This is a genomic window from Rhizobacter sp., from assembly GCA_021153565.1.
In the GTDB taxonomy this organism is placed as follows: Bacteria; Pseudomonadota; Gammaproteobacteria; order Burkholderiales; family Burkholderiaceae_C; genus Albitalea.
The window spans coordinates 1-18469 of sequence record JAJKJU010000153.1 but is presented as its reverse complement, the minus strand read 5'-3'; the positions used below and the strand labels follow the sequence as shown (position 1 = coordinate 18469).

The 18469-nt window shown below is 61.8% G+C and carries 15 protein-coding genes and 1 pseudogene; 9 read left to right on the top strand and 7 right to left on the bottom strand.

The features are described from left to right. Positions 1-143 precede the first annotated feature (143 nt). The 8 genes from AC30NL_RS09375 to dctP all read left to right on the top strand — a co-directional run bounded on the left by AC30NL_RS09375 (position 144) and on the right by dctP (position 7877). The gene (locus AC30NL_RS09375) at positions 144-1304 is read left to right on the top strand and encodes a CpaE/TadZ family protein (protein WP_489463737.1); all 1161 of its coding nucleotides are present in this window, start codon (positions 144-146) and stop codon (positions 1302-1304) included. Between the two features lie 20 nt (positions 1305-1324). Further along, the gene (locus AC30NL_RS09370) at positions 1325-2686 is read left to right on the top strand and encodes a TadA family conjugal transfer-associated ATPase (protein WP_489463736.1); all 1362 of its coding nucleotides are present in this window, start codon (positions 1325-1327) and stop codon (positions 2684-2686) included. A 3-nt stretch (positions 2687-2689) separates the two neighbouring features. Further along, positions 2690-3664: a type II secretion system F family protein gene (locus tag AC30NL_RS09365; RefSeq protein WP_489463735.1), complete on the top strand. Its 975-nt coding sequence runs from the start codon at positions 2690-2692 to the stop codon at positions 3662-3664. A 401-nt stretch (positions 3665-4065) separates the two neighbouring features. After that, positions 4066-5010: a type II secretion system F family protein gene (locus AC30NL_RS09360; RefSeq protein WP_489463734.1), complete on the top strand. Its 945-nt coding sequence runs from the start codon at positions 4066-4068 to the stop codon at positions 5008-5010. Between the two features lie 35 nt (positions 5011-5045). Next, positions 5046-6278 (top strand): LytR C-terminal domain-containing protein, encoded by a 1233-nt coding sequence (locus tag AC30NL_RS09355; RefSeq protein ID WP_489463733.1) that lies wholly within the window; start codon positions 5046-5048, stop codon positions 6276-6278. 355 nt (positions 6279-6633) lie between these two features. Beyond that, positions 6634-6978 carry a PEP-CTERM sorting domain-containing protein gene (locus tag AC30NL_RS09350; RefSeq protein ID WP_489463732.1) on the top strand — a complete coding sequence of 115 codons (345 nt, stop codon included), beginning with the start codon at positions 6634-6636 and terminating at the stop codon, positions 6976-6978. A 200-nt stretch (positions 6979-7178) separates the two neighbouring features. Beyond that, complete coding sequence (locus AC30NL_RS09345) at positions 7179-7514, top strand: hypothetical protein (protein WP_489463731.1); 336 nt, start codon at positions 7179-7181, stop codon at positions 7512-7514. 78 nt (positions 7515-7592) lie between these two features. Further along, on the top strand, positions 7593-7877 hold the full coding sequence (gene dctP, locus AC30NL_RS09340; protein WP_489463730.1) for a TRAP transporter substrate-binding protein DctP: 285 nt from the start codon (positions 7593-7595) through the stop codon (positions 7875-7877). A 63-nt stretch (positions 7878-7940) separates the two neighbouring features. On the opposite strand, the gene AC30NL_RS09335 is transcribed toward dctP, so the two are convergent. Together AC30NL_RS09335 and AC30NL_RS09330 are read right to left on the bottom strand one after the other, a co-directional pair. Then, complete coding sequence (locus AC30NL_RS09335) at positions 7941-8738, bottom strand: HipA domain-containing protein (RefSeq protein ID WP_489463729.1); 798 nt, start codon at positions 8736-8738, stop codon at positions 7941-7943. A 370-nt stretch (positions 8739-9108) separates the two neighbouring features. Next, positions 9109-9453: pseudogene (locus tag AC30NL_RS09330) on the bottom strand (IS110 family transposase); the annotation flags it as partial. Between the two features lie 338 nt (positions 9454-9791). Between AC30NL_RS09330 and AC30NL_RS09325 the strand changes: the two are divergent. After that, on the top strand, positions 9792-11075 hold the full coding sequence (locus tag AC30NL_RS09325; RefSeq protein WP_489463728.1) for a coiled-coil domain-containing protein: 1284 nt from the start codon (positions 9792-9794) through the stop codon (positions 11073-11075). Positions 11076-11159: 84 nt separating this feature from the next. Here the strand turns inward: AC30NL_RS09325 and AC30NL_RS09320 are convergent, their stop codons facing one another. The 5 genes from AC30NL_RS09320 to AC30NL_RS09300 all read right to left on the bottom strand — a co-directional run bounded on the left by AC30NL_RS09320 (position 11160) and on the right by AC30NL_RS09300 (position 17774). After that, on the bottom strand, positions 11160-12554 hold the full coding sequence (locus AC30NL_RS09320) for a hypothetical protein (protein ID WP_489463727.1): 1395 nt from the start codon (positions 12552-12554) through the stop codon (positions 11160-11162). Positions 12555-13256: 702 nt separating this feature from the next. Beyond that, positions 13257-14714, bottom strand: a complete 1458-nt coding sequence (locus tag AC30NL_RS09315; RefSeq protein WP_489463726.1) for a hypothetical protein — start codon at positions 14712-14714, stop codon at positions 13257-13259. Between the two features lie 16 nt (positions 14715-14730). Beyond that, positions 14731-15435: a C39 family peptidase gene (locus tag AC30NL_RS09310; protein WP_489463725.1), complete on the bottom strand. Its 705-nt coding sequence runs from the start codon at positions 15433-15435 to the stop codon at positions 14731-14733. Beyond that, positions 15432-15899, bottom strand: coding sequence for a hypothetical protein (locus tag AC30NL_RS09305; RefSeq protein WP_489463724.1), 468 nt, complete (start codon positions 15897-15899; stop codon positions 15432-15434). Before AC30NL_RS09305 ends, AC30NL_RS09310 begins: the two co-directional genes overlap by 4 nt. A 66-nt stretch (positions 15900-15965) precedes the next feature. Next, positions 15966-17774: a hypothetical protein gene (locus AC30NL_RS09300; protein WP_489463723.1), complete on the bottom strand. Its 1809-nt coding sequence runs from the start codon at positions 17772-17774 to the stop codon at positions 15966-15968. Positions 17775-18469: the final 695 nt, after the last annotated feature.

Sequence of the window (18469 nt, the reverse complement as noted above, 5' to 3'; positions counted from 1 at the left end):
GCAGCACCTTTCGGGCGGCACCTTTCTCCGTTCGGGCTGAGGTATCGAAGCCTCAGCCCGCGGTGGAGGGCTTCGATACCTCAGCCCGAACGGGGGTGGGGTCCTTTGTGCAATTGATTACGCAGCCAGAGAGCAGAAATCCCATGAAGATCAAAGTCGTATCACCCAATTCCGAACGCGCCGAGAAAGTGGCGCAGATCGTGCGCGGCAGCGCTTCGGGGCTCGACGTGCGGGCCGCAACGGCTACGGCTGACGGCCTGCAGGTTGCAGTCAACGGCAGCCGGCCCGGGCTTCTCGTGCTCGATGGGGTTGACCTGTCCGGCCTGGATGCAGTGGGGCGCTACACGCAAGCTCATCCGGAAGTCGAGACCATCGTCATCTCCTCGGAACAGTCTCCCGCGTTCTTTCTGAAAGCCATGCAAGCCGGTGTGTGCGACGTTCTTTCAACACCGGCGGACGGGCCCGCACTGCAGGCCGCGGTGCTGCGCGTCACTCGCAAACGCAAGCCGAGCACGCCGGCGAGCCAGGGCGAGGTGTTCGCTTTCATGGCATGCAAAGGTGGCAGCGGCGCGAGCTTTCTCGCCGCCAATCTGGCGCACATCCTGTCAGCTCGCGACGCACGCACGGTCGCATTGCTCGACCTGGACCTTCAGTTCGGTGACGCGCTGATGATGCTCAGCGATCAGCGCGCCGTGAGCGACGTGGCCGAGGTGGCACGCAACATCAACCGGCTCGATGCCGATCTGCTGCGTTCGGCCATGGTGCACGTGAGCAGCACGCTCAGCGTGTTGCCCGCGCCGCAAGAACTCTCGCAAGCGCTTGAAGTGAAGGCGGCGCACGTGGAGGCCATCATCAAGCAGGCGCGGCAGATGTTCGACTTCGTCGTGCTCGATGTGGGCCGCTCGATCGACGTGCTGAGCCTTCAGGCGCTGGACATGGCAACCTACATCTTCCCCATCGTGCAGCTCAGCCTGCCGCAGGTGCGCGATGCCAAGCGGCTGCGCGCCCTCTTCCGCTCGCTCGAGTACCCGGAGCAGAAGATCCACTGGATCGTCAACCGCTACCAGAAGGGAAGCGACATCACGCTTGAGTCGCTGGAGCAGACGCTGGGCACGAAGGGAATCAAGACGATCCCCAATCACTTCAGCAGCGTCAGTGCCTCGGTGAATCAAGGGGTGCCAATCGACAAACTGTCGCGCAACAACCCGGTGGCGCGTGGACTGCTGGAACTTGCGCAGTCCATCGCTCCGGTGGAAGGGGCCAGGAAGGAAACCTGGCTGTCGGGTCTGTTCAGCCACGCATGACACAACCAAGGCAGGTCAACATGAAACTCAGAGAACAACTTGCTGCGCAACCTGCAATGGAGGCGCCACGCATGGAATTGCGCGCCGTCGACACGCCGGCACAGGCGTCGCACGCCTATCAGCAGCTGAAGTCGCGCATGCACCAGCTGCTGCTGGGCCGGCTCGATTTGGAAGCGATGGAAGGCATGTCGCCGGAGCGGCTACGCGAAGAACTCAGCGTGATGGTGGAGCGGCTGCTCGGCGAGGAAAACGTCGTCGTCAACACCTTGGAGCGGCGCAGTCTGGTGCGCGACATCCAGCACGAGATGCTTGGGCTGGGGCCGCTGGAGCCGCTGCTGGCCGACCCGACCATCTCCGACATCCTCGTCAATGGCGCCCATCAGGTCTACGTGGAGCGGCGCGGCAAGCTGAGTCTCACGGACGTGACGTTTGCCGACGACGACCACCTGATGAAGATCATCGACAAGATCGTGTCGCGGGTGGGCCGCCGTGTCGACGAATCGAGTCCGATGGCCGATGCGCGCTTGCCGGATGGCTCGCGCGTGAACGTCATCGTGTCGCCGCTGGCGCTGGATGGCCCGGTGATGTCGATCCGCCGCTTTGCGGTGGTGCCGCTGACGGTGGACAACCTGGTTGAATACAAGACCCTGACATCCGAGATGGCCCAGGTGCTGCAGGCGCTGGCAGCCGCCGAGGTGAACCTGCTCATTTCAGGCGGCACAGGCAGCGGCAAGACAACGCTGCTGAACATCATGTCGGGCTTCATCGACGCGGGCGAGCGCATCGTGACGATCGAAGATGCGGCGGAACTGCAATTGCGCCAGCCCCACGTGGTGCGTCTGGAAACCCGGCCGCCGAACATCGAGGGAACGGGCGAAATCACGCAACGCGCATTGGTACGTAATGCGCTGCGCATGCGGCCGGACCGCATCATCCTCGGCGAGACGCGCGGCTCCGAAGCCGTCGACATGCTGCAGGCGATGAACACCGGCCACGAAGGGTCGATGACGACCATCCATGCCAACACCGCGCGCGACGCACTCGGCCGCCTGGAGAACATGCTCGCGATGAGCGGCGCAAGCTTGCCGCCCAAGGTGGCGAGGGCGCAGATCGCCTCGGCCATCGGCGTGATCGTGCAGGTGAATCGCATGACCGATGGCCGCCGCAAGGTGATGAGCATCTCAGAGCTGACGGGCATGGAAGGTGAGGTGATCACGATGCAAGAGGTGTTCACGTACCGGCAGACGGGTGTGGAGACCGACGGCACCGTCAAGGGCTACTTCCAGGCCTCAGGGGTGCGGCCGCGCTTCATGGAGCGTCTGACTTCGCGCGGCATCTCGCTGCCCGAATCGCTGTTCGACCCCAGCCGGCGGATGGAGTGAATCATGGACCCAAGCTACGTCCTATTTTTCGTTCTGCTGTTCGTGGCGGTGGTGCTCGCCATCGAGGGGGGCTACCAGGTCTGGGCCTCGAAGAACAGTGCAGAGGCCAAGCGGGTCGCAGCTCGCCTGCGAACACTCGAAGAGCACGGCACGCAAGCGGTCACGTCGATCGAGCGCCGCGCCGCGGTGCGGCGATGGAACTGGATCGATGACAGCGTCTTGGCCGGCCTGCCCAAGGGGCCAGAGCTGTTGCGCTATGTGGAGACTTCGGGCACCGGCCGCGGCGTTGCCGAGATGCTGCTGTACAGCGCTGTGCTTGGCTTGATCGGCGTCATTGTGCCGATCGTGCTGGTCAAGCCATGGACGTTTTCTCTGCTGCTTGGCGCCGTGCTGGCCTCACTGCCCTGGTTCTGGCTGGGTCGCAAGCGCACGCAGCGCCTGCGATTGTTCGAGCGGCAGATTCCAGAGGCGCTTGACCTGATGGGACGCGCGCTGCGCGCCGGACATGCCTTTCCGACCGGCGTGAAGATGGTGGGCGACGAGATGCCGGAACCTATCGCCAAGGACTTTCGCATGCTTTACGACGAAACAAACTTCGGCATGTCGCAAAACGAGGCCTTGATGCGCCTGGCTGATCGAGTTCCGATCGACGACCTGCGCTACTTCGTGATCGCCGTGATGATCCAGCGCGAGTCGGGCGGCAACCTTGCCGAACTGCTCGACAACATCTCGGGCATCGTGCGCGCCCGGCTCAAGCTGATGGGAGAAGTTCGCACTCTCTCTGCGGAGGGAAAGCTGTCGGCGTGGATTCTCGGCCTGCTGCCGTTTTGCGTTGGCGCGCTCATCAACATCGTGAACCCGAAGTTCATGGATGTGCTGTGGACCGACCCCGTCGGTTTGAAGATGGTCGGCGGCGCTCTCGTGATGATGGCGCTCGGCGTGTGGTGGATGCGCGGCATCATCAAGATTCGAGTCTGAGCGGCTGAGAGCATTTACATCATGTCCGCTCATCACGCTCTCAACCTCAGCCCGTTCAAGGTCGTGCATTGGCTCCTCTCCCCTCTGGGGGGAGGTTGGGTGAGGGGCTGCGGCGATGGCAGGCACGTGTCCTCATTCACCGCCCACGGCCCTCACCCCAACCCTCTCCCAGAGGGAGAGGGAGCAATTCACGCTCTCAACCTCAGCCCTTTCAAGATCGTGCATTGGCTCCTCTCCCCTCTGGGGAGAGGTTGGGTGAGGGGCTGCGGCGATGGCAGTCCCATGTCCCCATTCACCGCCCACGGCCCTCACCCCAACCCTCTCCCAGAGGGAGAGGGAGCAATACCAGACTGTGCAAAAGACCTTGAAATGGCTGGCTCTCAAACTCTGAGGAGATCAACATGACAACAATGCAAATCGGCATTCTGGTGTTCGTGTTCGTCAGCACCGTGGCGCTGACCTATGGGCTCTTTCAGCTGGCTGGCGGCAACGCCGCCACCGATCGGATGAAGCGAATGCTCGGTGCGCCTTCGGCGGGCCAGGCACCATCCGAAAGTCTGCTCGATCGCGTGTCACGCACGATCAGGCCTTTGGGCAAGCTGTCGATGCCCGAGGCCGGCTTTGAAGGCTCGGCGCTGCGGCGTCGCTTCCTCCACGCTGGCATTCGCAGCGCCTCGGCGCCCGCAGCCTTTTTCGGTGCGAAAACCGTTCTGGCAATCGGCCTGCCGATGCTGACTTTCGTGGCGCTGACTTTGTTCATGCCAGGGAGCGCTTCTGGCAATTCGCTCTTGTTCTGGTTGCTGGTGGCAGCGGCCATCGGCTACTACTTGCCCAACGTCGTGCTGTCACGCCTCGTCTTCATTCGGCAGCGGGAGATCTTCGAGAACTTTCCCGACGCGCTGGACCTGATGACGGTCTGCATGGAGGCGGGCCTGGGCACCGAGGCGGCGCTCAACCGCGTGGCCGACGACATGGTGCACAAGAGCGAGGTCCTGAGCGACGAGATGCGGCTGGTCAACCTTGAATTGCGGGCAGGAGCGCCCAGAGAGCGCGCCCTGCGCAACCTGGCCATTCGAACCGGCGTGGAAGAGGTGGATGGCTTCGTGTCGATGATCATTCAGGCAGAGCGCTTCGGCACCAGCATTGCGCAGTCACTTCGCGTCCACGCCGACATGCTGCGCACCCGCCGGCGTCAAAAGGCGGAAGAAACAGCGGCCAAGATTGCGTTGAAGCTTCTCTTCCCGCTGATCTTCTTCATCTTTCCGTCGCTGATGCTGGTGCTGATGGGACCGGCCATGATCCAGATCTATCGCGTGCTGCTGCCCACCATGGCCGGCACCAACTAATGACACAAGGCACGAACTTTTGAAGGAGCATCGCCATGCGTGTTCGATTTCAAGCTGGAGCCTGCGCGTCACCGCCGGCTGCGGATCACAAGCCAGCAAGCGCGTCGTCCTGCGGCGTTCGATGGCGCCACGGCGCGGTCGTTGCGGCTGTCTTGGTCGCCCTTGCGGGCTGCGCCTCGGTGAGTCAAAAGCAGGGCCTCGCATGGAAGGTCGAACCCGTGCTGGATGTGAAGCACGGCGCTCAATCGAGCGAGGCCTACTACACGCTCGGCCGCTATTACGACGGGTCTCAGGCATGGGACAGGGCAATCGATGCATACCGCAAGGCCATTGCGGCCGACACGCGCAACATGGAGGCCTATAACGCGCTGGGTGTTGCACTGGCGCATAGCCATCCCCTCGAAGAGGCCGAAGCCATCTTTCGCAATGCCGTCGGCATCGACCCGAACAGCGCACACGTCCGCAGCAATCTGGGCCTCGTGCTCTTGCTCGCCGGTCGACCCCAGGAAGCGGTCAGTGCCTTGCAAACCTCATTGACACTTGACGGCGAGAACGTGACCGCACGTGCCAACCTGCAGGAAGCCTTGGCGCAATGGAAGCCGCAGTTGGCGAATCACCGAGGCGACGTGACGGGTACCGAATCGACTCCACTTGCGACTGGCGTTGAGGCGGCAGCATCTGCATCGCCGGTATCGGCAAGCACGGCGGATCCGGTTTCGCCAGGCACGCCAATTCGTGTGCCTGCACCATTCGTTGCAGCTGCCGCGCCACTCCCGGTCGATCTGCGGATGAACGACCGCCCGACAGTGCCTGCGTTCCTGACCGGAGACATCTCCGGCTCGAGCAGCCTGCCGATGAAGGCCCCGGACCCAAGCGTTTCGGCGAACCTGCTTGCATCGCAGCCTGAGTCGCATGTACCGGGCACCAGCATGCGGCTGGAATTGAGCAACGGCAACGGGATCAAAGGAGCTGCCGCGCGATTGAAGCAATGGTTGACCGCCGAAGGCCTGCAGGTAGAACGCCTGACCAACCGGCGGCCTTATGACCAGCAGCGCACGGTGATCCACTACCGCTCCGGGCAACAGGAGGCTGCACTGCGCGTAGCGCAGGCGCTTCGGATGACCGCACAGATTGACACCACGCCCAGCACCGATCTGCGATCGGACGTGCGCGTGGTATTGGGTCAAGACTGGGTACGAACGGCGGCTTGCCTTGAACGCAATGCCTGCGAAGGCTCTTCATTGGTGGCTGCTGTGCTGCGTCCCTGACAAGAACTTGGCGTGAGGCGTGGGCCTTTTCAAATTCGTTTCGCCAAGTATTGGAGGTGACCATTCTTCCAACACTATCTGGTCTATTGGAAACAAACCCTTCTTATCTACTGGAGACTTTATGAACAAGTTTCGACTTCACTGCATCGGTGCTGCCACCTTCAGCGCCTGTGTCATGTGCAGCGTTTCAGCTCATGCTGCATTGAGCTTTGCGGATGTGAGCTGCGACAGTCACGGTACAGGCATGACGAGCGAACCATGGTATGTCGACTGCGCTGGCTCATTTCGTGGGAACACTCTGAACCAGGAGGCAGAGGTAGCCGCCAAAATTTCTTCCGTCTGGGGACTGAGCGGCTTGACGGCCATCGACATTACCGGCGGCAATTCCGCAAGCTCTGGGCTGCTTGGTTTTGAGGAACAGTCCGGGCCGTTCGTGCTCTCGCTCAAAGCGGGTAACGCGGTCAGCCTGTATGAGTTCAACGGGGCTGCGGTGACCGGCGGCATCTCTTCGATCAACTTCGACACGCTGGGGGTTGGCTTTTCCTCCGGCAACAGCAATCGCAACGTGCACTATGGTCAAGGCCTTGCCCAGGCACAGATCTACGGCATCGTGGCGCCGGCACCTGAGCCCGAAACCTATGCGCTGATGCTCGTGGGCCTCGGCGTTCTCGGCGTCGTGGCTCGACGCCGCAAGAGCTGATCGTTGATCGGATCCTGAATACGAGGATCTGCTTGGAAGGCCATGCCGATGTCGCGCTCAGCGACATCGGCATCCGGTATCCGGTAGAGAAAAAGCAGCTGTCGATCTCGCGTGAATCATCGGATCAGCGCGCGATATTCATCCAGGCAACTTCATCCAGGCGACATGCCACGTGACAACTTTCAATTGGGGGTGTTTTTATGACTATCAATCGCACTCGCGCGGGCAAACCTACCATCGATCACAAAGGCGCGCATGTCGTCAGTGCCGACGCCATAGCGCTTCTTGCTGGTGTCAACTTCGGTTCTGTGGAGAAGGTCATGGCCGCCTTGGATGCCATCAATCGATACTCTGGCACTGACGTGGAACTACTGACGGATCTGGAGGCCGTGCCTCTGGAGCGGGTAGACCTATACAGCCAAAGTGATGCCGAGCGAGCGGGCAATACGAAAGAATTCTGCAAGGCACTTGTGCGTACTCGCCAGTTTTTCTATCTAGAAGACATCTTGAAGCTGGAAGCCAGGTTTCTTGACTGAAAGCTTCGCTGCGGGATGCTTGATTGCGCGAGCGGGCCGGTCTGACCCGGCAATACTCCTGGTGCAGTGTTCCACGCTATGCCGGCCCAGCGGAGTACCCAGGATCGGGTCCAGATCAAGGTCTTCTCCAATGGCGTGCTCGGGGACCAACCCAAAGCCGTCAAGATGATGAAGGCTGGCGAGCTCGATCTCGCTGAGTTCAATATTGCGCCGCTGGCCGAGGCTGTGCCTTCGGTCAAGGTCCTGACCCGGCCGTTCCTGTTCCGCGACTCAAAGCACATGTTCCAGCACATTGACGGCCCGCTCGGCACGCACATCGAGAACTTACAAGGAGGTTGGAGACGCGCTGAAAATACCGCATGACCGCGAGCCGAAATCCTTATTGCGACTGAACCGGCACGTCGCCGTGTGGCGAACCCCAGTGCGTCACAGAAACTCGGGCTTTATCTTGGCTGCCTCGCTGGCGAGCCTGGTCAACCGGGTGGCCTGTCCCACCACGAAATCACGGAGTTGGCCTGCGAAAGCGCGCTCACCGTCGTCGATGTAGTCGTCCGCCAAGGCCTGTGCCGGCGCGTGTTCCGCCGCCAGTTTGGCCAGGCGCGCGGCCTCGCGCTTCAGTAGGTTCCTGTCGACCCCACATCGCTGCGCAAAGTCGGCCATCTGAAACGCCCCCACCTCGTCCAGCGAGAACGCATCGCCCCAGGCCATGGCCAACTCGTGGTCGATACCTGCGTACTGATCCACACTGACCAGGTCGTACCAAGGCGCCGGGTCGAGCCCCTCGCGGCGCACGAAGAATGAGAAGTTCTTGCCGTGCGCGTCGCAGTTCCCAATCAGGAACTGAAACAAGGCCCATCGGAGCAGGGTCATGCGTGCCACGGCCTTGTTGACGGTCTGCTCGACGCGCTCGAACAGCATTTGGAAGCTCACGCCCTCTCGGATATTGCGGACGTGCTCGCCACTTCCCAAATTCCGCTCGTACTTGTAGCTCTCGGGCAGGTCCGAGGCCTGGCAGGCGTCGATGATGTGCAGGCGCTGCACGGTGGGCTCGTTGGCGCCATGCGCGGCACCTTCCCCGACGCCTTGCACGACAAGCCGGTCGAACCGGCGAACGACGAGTACCGGCCTCGGTGTCCGATAGATGCCAACTTCCGCGACCGGCAGCTTCATGCGCCGAGCCAAGGACATGCAGAAGTGTTCGTTGACGACCAGATGCGGCGTCACCTGACGCGCGGGGTCTGGCTTCGAGTCGACATCGAAGGCTATATTTCTTGAAAGCCGAAATTATGCTACGTCTGCGCCTTTACAACCCTGTAGTTCATCAAATTCCGAAATTCGCACCCTGTCTCCAGTCCTGCCGACCTCGTACCTTAAATTCCGAAACGCGCTGGCCTGCGAGAGCGACCGAAAGTGGGGGTCTGCCGCCCAGCCGAAGGTCCGAATAAAAGGAGAAGATTGCGGCCATGTATCCGGACTCTGATGTCAGGCATATGCCTGCCGTCCCTGATGGAATGTGCGAACCAAGGTCTGATCAGTTGTACGTGCTTCGAAGCACCTTGGTGGAGACAGACTGACTTGGTACCGGTCCTACAGCCTCGATCTCACTGACCTGTCGATCGAGCTCCTTGAGCTGATCGAGCTCGCGCTGCACGAGCAATCGGAATGACCCCGGCAAGTCATTGGTGGCATCCTCGATCAATTCCGGCACTCGCTTGGCAATGTGCGCAATGCCCTGCGGGACGATCAGCCCGAACTCGGCCAGCAGCCCGCGGATCTGGTTGCCTTGCGCGGTGCGCGCCTTCACGAAGCCGTGCCGCGCGCGATGCAAGGCCAGCACGGCCTGCTGCTCGGCATTCTTGATCGCGACGAGTTTCATGTTCGGCCGCGCCACCGCTTCGCAGATTGCCTCGGCATCGGCCATGTCGTTCTTGTTGGACTTCCTTCCGCTCACGTTCGTCGGCGAACACGCGCTTGAGCGCGGCGGCAATCTGCTCGGGCAATCACTTCCAATGCGGCAGCGTCGTCACCACCGACCGCCTCACGCTGCCGGCCTTGAGCTTGCGACAGCGCCCTACCGCTGGGCGTCCTCGCCGCATGCAGCGCATCGCGATCGCTCGTGTAGCTCAAACATGAGACGGCGTCCATTCCAGACTCGACCGCGCTGCCTATCGTCAACCCGAACCGCGACCAAGGGGTACTCAAGCATGAGTGTCGAGTCAACAATCCTTGACGCACGCATCACGTCCGCATAACGTGCAGGCCCACCAAGGAGGGTCGATGAAATCGACGCGATCACCACGATTTGTACCTCTCGGCGCAGTCGCATGCGCTCTGCTCGCCACAGCGGGTACGACCCAGGCTGCCGACCCGCCGGATGATGCCGCTGCGCGACTGGACGCACTGCAGCGCCAAGTGAGTGAGCAGCTCACGCGACTGGACGCATTGAAGCGCTCAGTGGCGCAGGAAGAGTCCAACCTGAATGCAGTCAAACGCGCGCTGGATCAGGAGGTGCTTGGGTCGCAGCGCGCCCGAGGCATCGCGCCTGAGGCGACTGCCCAAGCTTCGCCGAGCGATGCCGCCGCACCGACATCCGTGGGCCAAGCTCCTGAATCAGATGGCCGCGCGCCTGCGGTCGCCCAGATCTTCGAGCAGCCGGGCGTGTTGACACCCAAAGGCAAAGGCGTACTCGAACCTTCGCTTCAATATTCGTATTCGTCGAGCAACCGGATCGCACTGGTCGGGTACACCGTCATTCCGGCAATCTTGATCGGCCTGATTGATGTGCGGGAGGTCAAACGCAACACGTTCAACGCCACCTTGACCGGCCGCTACGGCCTGACCAATCGCTTCGAACTCGAAGCACGCGTGCCGTATGTGTACCGTTCGGACACGAGCATCGGACGCGATCCGTTCCAGGGAACGGGGGCTGACAGCGCGTTCGCAGCCAGCGGCTCCGGCGTCGGCGACATCGAGGTCACAGGACGATATCAGCTCAATGATGGCGGGGTCGACAAGCCCTATTTCGTCGGCAGTCTTCGCTTCAAATCGCGCACGGGCAAAGACCCATTCGAAGTCGAGACCGTGCGCAACATTCCGGGCCTGCGCAGCGACTTGCAGAGTACGTTGCCGACCGGCTCCGGCTTCTATGGGCTCCAGCCGGCCTTGACCGCGCTGTTTCCGTCGGACCCGGTCGTGTTCTTCGGAACAGCCAGCTACCTGCACAGCTTCAAGCGGACCAATGTCACTCGGCAGACTGATTCCGGTCCCGAAAATCTGGGCACGATCGCGCCAGGGGGCGTGTTTGGCTTCAACTTCGGCATGGGGCTGGGCTTGAATGACAAGTCTTCGTTCAGCATCGGCTACGACCACAGCTCGGTCGGCAGAATCAAGGTGAATGGCGTGGCGCCGGCCGACTCAGTGCGCGTGCAACTCGGCACCTTGCTGCTCGGCTTTTCGTATCGCTTGAATAGTCAGCGAACGCTGAGCGTTTCGTTGGGTGCCGGCCTCACGCGCGACACGCCCGATGTGAGTTTGACTGTGCGGACGCCGATCACCTTCTGATAGTGATGCATACGTATTCACCAAGAATCTAGTGGACACGTACGCAATCAGGCAACTTCAGCAAGTTCAAACGACACCGTAGCCCTACGGCAGTTCATCCCCATTCCCCTGCTTTCCTGGTTTGAACTCTTGGGCGAACAGATTCAGCTTGCGATCGCCCGCGCCTGGATGGCCCCCCGGCAGTTCCTGCCGGGGCTGAACCACCAGGCAACCATGGTTGGCCATGCCGCTCCGTAGCCGCGGAACAGGCGTCCAGCCCTGATCACGCATGCACTCGGCAATGGCGTCCCTGACTGAACCCACGCCGTGCTGGCCCACTATGAACACCGTCTTGTCGTTGATTCCCTCCGCATGGGGCCCCAATATCTTCTTGGGCTCCTTGAGTAAGACATGGAAGATCGCCCGGGCCACGGCAGGGTGGATGGCCGGATTTCGCGACGATGGATCGGTCCGCCGAATCAGGGCGACATGCTGGTGCGAGTCCAGTCTGTTCCGGCGAGGATCAAAGCCCAGCATCGGCTTGAAAACCTTGGTATCAGGCTTGCCTGGAACTCCGCTGATCCCACTCAGCAGTAAGTTGGCATACAGGTCCGCCCGTCCCGCCTTCTCGCACGCCGAGATGACGGCGCTGTAGGTAATCGTGTTGGGGAAGACATCGCGCGCTCGCCCGTGGGTCTCCAGATGATCGAACAGCTCCAGCGCCTTGTCCGCCCATCCCGCCTTATCGCACGCCGAGATTGCGGCGTTGTAGGTAATCGTGTTGGGGAAGACATCGCGGTCCCGCCCGTGGGTCTCCAGATGATCGAACAGCTCCAGCGCCTTGTCCGCCCATCCCGCCTTATCGCACGCCGAGATCGCGGCTGAGTAGGAGATCGTGTCGGGGAAGACATTGAAAGCCGGCCCGTGGGTTTGCATGTGATCGAACAGCTTCAGCGCCTTGTCCGCCCGTCCCGCCTTCTCGCACGCCGAGATCGCGGCGTTGAAGGTGATCGTGTCGGGGAAGACCCCTTTCCCTGTCCGCGGATCGCGGCAGCGGCTCAAGGCCTGCAAGCAGGCCACTGCAGCATTCCAGTCGTTGCCGACTGCGCTGCGAAAGCAGGCCGATGTGACCAGCTGAACATTGTCTGCGGAGACGGAGACTATGCCGGCATTGAATTGGTCGACAATGCTCGCGTTCAGCTCTTCCCGTGGATAGCTTTGCTGATCGTCCAGCAGATGCGCGAAGTTGAATGCATCCGGGACAGCGGCTGCTTCCCGAGCTGCAAAGCCAGGGACTGGACCAAGAATCCCGCGTCCTGCCGAACCAGTGGGTGTCTTCGACGATGAGCCTTTGGGCTGCTTGTCCAGCAGATGCGGAAAGTTGCGTGAATCCGGGACAGCGGCTGCTCCCCGAGCTGCAAAGCCAGGGACTGGACCAAGAATCCCGCGCCCTGCCGAACCAGTGGGTGTCTGCGACGATGAGCCATTGAAATGCCCCATACCTGTCCTATCCCGCGTATCTCTGCCAGTCAAAACTGATGATTCGCCTCGTACAACGAAGCTATTGGACCGCGATGAACTGGTGGATTTTGAATGGGTCGAGATTGAAGCTTTCGACGACCGTCGGGTGGAAATACTTTGAGTAGAAGAGGCGCGAGCAGAAGAGGCGGGAGAGTTGCGAAGTTCATCGACGATAGTGCTCGATCGAGAAGAAGAGGCGGAAGAAGGAGCGGCAGGTGGGGTATTGAACTGGCGTGCTCGTCCGGAACTACTGCCATCACTGCGGTCCTTGGCCACTGAGCTTTGGCAAGGTTCTGCGGTAACGCTTACTTTGTTGGAATACATGGAGGTTCAAGTGTGGTCGTTGGGGTTGCGTGTTTTTTCAAACTGAAGCTCATTGAATTCATCACCCGGGAGCATTTCCAATGCCCGTCAACGGGAGTTGGGTGCAAGCTCTCCGTCACCGCCTAAGGTTCAGCCAAACGGTATTGTTCGGCCAATGCGGCGCTGTCGAGGTCGGGAAAACGAACCTATTGCCGGAATGGCGAATGTCATCGATGCTTTTTCGAAGCCATCACTGATGGGTTCAATCCACCGATGGGCGAAATCGCCTTCCTGCAGCAATTTCTCGAGCAGAAGACGGTCAATGCCAAGCGCCGACGCCGTGCGGCCCCCAGCTGCTCATGGCCTCAGGCTGCTATTTCAACGCCTGAGCGAATCGATCACTGCGCCACGCAGTGACGACTGCAGGTTGAAGCTTCTCAGCACGCTCAGGCTGTTGACCGTCGCGTTGATCAAAGTCACGTTCTGAATCTTCTGCCCATCGAGGCTGTTCTGCACAACGGCGCCGATGGACCCTGCGGAAAACGCCCCGGAAGACACGGTGTTGCCCGCGCCTGTCTGAACCAGCGCGAGCGCTCCGGTATCAAGTGCCGTCGTGCCGCGGCCGGCGCTGATCCGGCCCAGATCTGAAACATTCAGGCTGGTCGTGGTGACGAGCGTTCCATTGACATAGATCGCGCGTTCAATGCCGAATGAAATGTTCAGCCCCTCGGTGATGAAGCCTCCGCGCACCCCGTTGAGGGACTCCTCGCTCAATGCCACTTGTTCGCCGCCGAATGGGTTGGGCCGGACCTTGCGCTCGGCGGCTTCGGCCACGGGCAATGGTGTTGGGCCCATGACGGATTGCACTTGGTTGCTCTTGCTGATCGAAGTCGAAGCGGCCGCAGCGGCTTCAAAGGGCAGGGTGAGATCGATGTCGATGCCCTTTGCTTCGCGTGCGGACCTGACTTCGAATAGTGTCGCGAGCACTTTATCGGCATGCGTGGCGGGCAAGATCTCGCTGCGCCCCGCACTCATTGCACTTGGTTCGCCACGCGACGCCTGCGGTTTGGAGGAAACTCCTCGCAGATCTCCGAAAGCTTCGAATTCGCCGCCCCAAGGGTCCAGGCTTTTCAGCTTCACAGCGGCAAGCCTTTCCATCAGGCGATCCGCATAGGCCGACGACGGCTGCGCATCGGGCTGCACCAATGGACCGGCGTTGAACCGGAGCGTGGCCACATGCTTTTGGCTCGCGTCGCCCGGCCCGCCGTCCTCATCGACCGCCTCGACCGTCTGGCTTTTCGCTATGAAGCCCTGTATGAACGCGCGCGCTCGCTGCAGTCGGGCATTTGCGTTCAGTCTCGGGTCAATCGACGCGGCCTCGGCCAGCTCAGGTTTGGCAGATTGAACCGCCACACGCTGAACCGCCACATCGGCTGGCTCCCCATACCCAGGTGCAGCCTTGGCCTCCTCGCAGTATTCGCAGATCTCGCTGTATTCGCCGTCCTGTGTGCCAGGCGCTTCACTGACTTCACTGACTTCACTGACTTCACTGATCTCGTTGCTCTCGCTGCTCTCGTTACTCGAGTCGGCCGTGGACAACGCCTCCAGTGGCCGCGCAAGATCGAACTCGCTTTCGTCGATTCGCAGAATCGGATTCAGTGACCACCGGGTGCGGTCGAGGTCCGCCGTGGCAGAGGCTTCGAGCACTTGGTCAATGGCAGACCGTGTCAGGCCAACGCCAACGATCCGCTCATCGGTGCGCGCGCTCGCCAGAGGCGACACGCCTGCTCCGATCAGCGAGATCAGCAGGGCGAGTTTTTTTGGTTGGTGTCGCACGTCGATCCGATCATGGTCAAAAGTCCGAGGGACCGAGCTTGGGCATGACAATGCCGGCCAGCCCTTCCCTGCCGATCGCCCCGCTGATTGGTGCGCTCGGTGCCACGCGCCAATCAGCGTCAACATTGAAGGCTGCGATGTCCAGGCGATTGCTGATGACGAACAAGACCTGGTTGACCCATGCGGCCTCGAATGCCGCCTGCGTGACAGCACGCGTTCCACCCGACGGATCGCCCAGCAGGACGCGCCCTTTGCGCACGCCCTTGACGACAACGAAGTGGTTGTAGCCAGCCACGTTGATCAGAACAATTGCAGGAATGTTTGCTGACGCGAGCTTCTCGATCGGCTCCTGGAAGCCATCGGCTTCGAAGCCATGCGCTTCGAGATATCGCTTCATGTCGAGCAGCGAGAAGCCCTCGATACGGATCTTGGCCTGGTCCCCGCGCTGGTACATCTCTTCGAAGATCTTGTCTTCGGTGACCGGGTAGCGGTAGTGGTGGGTGAGGAGCGTCGACAGTGCCGCCGAGCCGCAACTGAAATCGTATTGCTGGCGATTGGTCGCGGCGAAACGCGCTTCTTTGATGCTCGTGGCCGGGACGGAGTACGCCCCGCCGATTTGATACGGCAAATCGACTGAGCCTGCCTCGGCAGCAGAAGCTGCAAGGCAGGGCAAAGCGACGATCAGGATGCGTGGCCAGTTCATCACGGCTTGAAGCGTCATTTCAGTTGAACGTTGACGATCGTCGCGTTCTGGATCAACACGTTGTTGCCCGAGTTCTGGATCACCGTAGGCAACCCGCTTGAGCCGGAGAACGCTCCCTCGCTGATCACGTTCATCCCCGTGGTGAGGTTGCTGGCGTTGTTGTTGGCCACCACGCCTTTCAACTGGTTGTCATTGAAGACGCTCTCACCCCCTCGCTTTGCTGCGAGCGCGGAGGCGGCCATCGGTTTGCCGCCGAATGGATTGCGCCGAATATCGGCAGGCGCCGCGACCAAGGGCGAGAGATCGCTCGAAGGAGAAACCGTTGAAGCAGAGACGGTTGAAGCAGAGATGGTCGAAGTCGTTGCGACGCCCACTGGAACCGGCGATGACGTGACTTGCACATCGGCGATGGCCGGGTCTATCCATAGCAAAGTCGCCAGCGTGGCGGCGCTTGCGAAAGTGACGCGCTTGGCGTTTTTCATGAGTGTTCCTTTGCCGGCTTTGCAAATGACGCGCCGGGGGTTGAGAGCCCCCGGCGCGAGTTCGCCTTATTTGCCGACGTTCAGGTTGGCCTGGACGTTCACGCTTTGCTGAGTCAGCGCAGCGATTCCGGTGTTCTGGCTGATCACCATGATCCCCGCAGCCGATTGCGCCGTTGCCGACATCGTGTTGGACATGTTGAACGTGCCAGCATTGAGGGTGTTGGTCCCGCCCGCACCGCCCGCACCGCCTGCCGCACCGGTGCCTGCTCCTCCGGTGCCGTTGCCAGCCGTGGCAGCACCGCCAGTGCCGCCGCTGCCAGCGCCACCGGTGGCGCTCGCACCAGCACCGCCGGCGCCGCCGGTTCCCGATCCGCCAGCCGCACCGGTGCCCGACGCGCCGTTGCCGGCGGTCGCGCTGCCGTTCGTGGCCGAGGTCGAAGCGTTGCCATTGGTGGCGCTTCCGTTCGTTGCCGCGCCGCCCGCACCGCCGCCGCCTGCGTTGTTGCTGGCCGAGCCGCCGGCTGCTGCCGTCGCCGTCGTCGCACCACTCGTGCTGGTGGATGCGCCGGCAGTCGCGGTTGCTGTGCCGGTGTTGCTGCCGCTGCTGGCAGTCGATGCCCCGCTGGTCGCCGCGCCGCCTGTGGCGGTCGAGGTGCCGGTGGCTGCGCCGCCCGTGCCGGTGCTGGTGCCGGTGGCCGCACCGCCGGTGTTGGTTGCGGTGTTGCTCGATGCGCCGGCGGTCGCCGTGCCAGTGCCCGTGCCTGCGCCGCCGGTCGAGGTTGCTGCGCCGGCCGTTCCTGCGCCGCCTGCGCTGGTCGATGCACCTCCTGCGCCGCCTGTGGCGCCATCCACGGTGCCGTCGCCACCGTTGCCACCGGTGGAAGTACTGCCTCCGCCAATTGCGCCACTACCGGCCAATGCACCGGCACCCCTGCCCAGACCCGCCGAGTCCGCACTTGTGCCCGATCTTTGGCCTGAAGCCGACAAGCCTCCGAGAGAGGCATTTCGAGCGGCGCCCGACCCTGCCGTCGATGCATTCGACGACGTAGCGTTGCCGCCGGTGGCATCTGTGCTGGACCTGGCATCGCCCGTGGCTTGCAGGTTGCCAGCCAACGCACCGCCGCCCGCGCTCCTCGCGTTGCCACCCGAAGCCGTCGCATCACCGCCACTTCCGGCGCGCGCATTCCTGGCGCTGCCGCCATCACCGCCGTTGGCGCCGGTCGCGCTGCCGTTCCTGGCGCTGCCGTTCCTGGCCTCTCCAGCCGTCGCGTTGCCGTTGGTGGCTGTTCCGCCGTTACCGCCCGAGCCGTACCCCCCGTTGCCGCCGGTGCCGTCGCCAGCATTGCCGCCGCGTCCTCCGGTGGCGTTGCCACCATCACCGCCTGTGCCATTGCCTCCGCTGGCGCTGCCGCCCCGGCCCTTGCCACCGTAGCCATCGCCGCCTTGGCCACCCTTGGCGCCATTGGCATTGCCAGAGTTGGTGGCGACATTGCCTATGCCACTCACAGTGTTGCCACTCACCGATCCGCTCAGCTTGCTGACAGCAAGCGCCTTGCTGTGGTTGAACGAATTGCTGAAGTTGGCGGTCGCGGTACTGCCGTTATTGGCTGCTGCCGTGCCCGTGCCGTCGGCTTTCGCCTTGCCCTTGTTGTCGCGGTTGTCGCCGGTGCTCTTGTTGTTCTTCTGATCAGTGGTCTGCTTAGCGGTTGAATTCTCGTTCGCGTTCGGGCCGGGCCCCGTTTGCGTCGATGTCGCCGTCGCTGTCTGGTCTCCGGTCGTGGCCGTATCTGCGCCAGAGGTACCAGTGTTGGTCGGATTGGCCCATGCAGAACCAAATGCAAGAGCGATGGCGGATGCCATTACAGCTTTCTTCATGGAGAGGCTCCTCAGAATGTGAATGAGTTGATCTGTTCAAGAGATTGGGAATTCGCATGACTCCACCAATCCGCTTCATCCGGTTGCAGAAACGGGGCCTGATTGGCCAGTCAAGAACAACTCATTGATTCCAAAGGGAAACATTGCGAGCCCGCGGACTGAATGTCGGGGCACGGGGCCGTCTGGGCACCCCCGGTGTATCACCGCTGCTACGCCGAACTGTCGCCAAGCCGAATAGATCCCTTTCGACGGCAATCCGGACGCCATGAATTTCTGATTCGAATCAGCGGTTTGCAAGTGGCTTCGTCAGCACGCGTCCCGCACTCGAGGGGGTGAATCAAATCTGTTACGGGGGTTTTCCGCAGGGGTGCGGGAAACGTGCGGAAAGCGGGGATGCAAGGACGCACGCAGGCTCAGAGGCAGCTCAGAGGCACCCCTTTCAAGGTCTTGTATTGGCTCCTCTCCCCTTTTGGGGAGAGGTTGGGTGAGGGGCTTCGGGGATGGCAACCCGTGGCTCTATTCACCGCCCACGGCCCTCACCCCAGCCCTCTCCCAGAGCTGACCTTTACGTACGCTGGACACGCGGAAGATGGGCGTTGGAGCAAATTTTTCCCCTACGAGGTTTGAAGAAGGCGGGGTTGACGCATGACAAGTTCATGTTTGCTCAGAGGCCCAGGCCCCTCACCCCAGCCCTC

Bases quoted from the DNA above. Each gene is read 5' to 3' on its own strand.
- AC30NL_RS09355 (WP_489463733.1), top strand. From the start codon at position 5,046: ATGCGTGTTCGATTTCAAGCTGGAGCCTGCGCGTCACCGCCGGCTGCG.
- AC30NL_RS09320 (WP_489463727.1), bottom strand. From the start codon at position 12,554: ATGGGGCATTTCAATGGCTCATCGTCGCAGACACCCACTGGTTCGGCA.
- AC30NL_RS09375 (WP_489463737.1), top strand. From the start codon at position 144: ATGAAGATCAAAGTCGTATCACCCAATTCCGAACGCGCCGAGAAAGTG.
- AC30NL_RS09345 (WP_489463731.1), top strand. From the start codon at position 7,179: ATGACTATCAATCGCACTCGCGCGGGCAAACCTACCATCGATCACAAA.
- AC30NL_RS09370 (WP_489463736.1), top strand. From the start codon at position 1,325: ATGAAACTCAGAGAACAACTTGCTGCGCAACCTGCAATGGAGGCGCCA.
- dctP (WP_489463730.1), top strand. From the start codon at position 7,593: ATGCCGGCCCAGCGGAGTACCCAGGATCGGGTCCAGATCAAGGTCTTC.
- AC30NL_RS09300 (WP_489463723.1), bottom strand. From the start codon at position 17,774: ATGAAGAAAGCTGTAATGGCATCCGCCATCGCTCTTGCATTTGGTTCT.
- AC30NL_RS09310 (WP_489463725.1), bottom strand. From the start codon at position 15,435: ATGACGCTTCAAGCCGTGATGAACTGGCCACGCATCCTGATCGTCGCT.
- AC30NL_RS09325 (WP_489463728.1), top strand. From the start codon at position 9,792: ATGAAATCGACGCGATCACCACGATTTGTACCTCTCGGCGCAGTCGCA.
- AC30NL_RS09305 (WP_489463724.1), bottom strand. From the start codon at position 15,899: ATGAAAAACGCCAAGCGCGTCACTTTCGCAAGCGCCGCCACGCTGGCG.
- AC30NL_RS09365 (WP_489463735.1), top strand. From the start codon at position 2,690: ATGGACCCAAGCTACGTCCTATTTTTCGTTCTGCTGTTCGTGGCGGTG.
- AC30NL_RS09360 (WP_489463734.1), top strand. From the start codon at position 4,066: ATGACAACAATGCAAATCGGCATTCTGGTGTTCGTGTTCGTCAGCACC.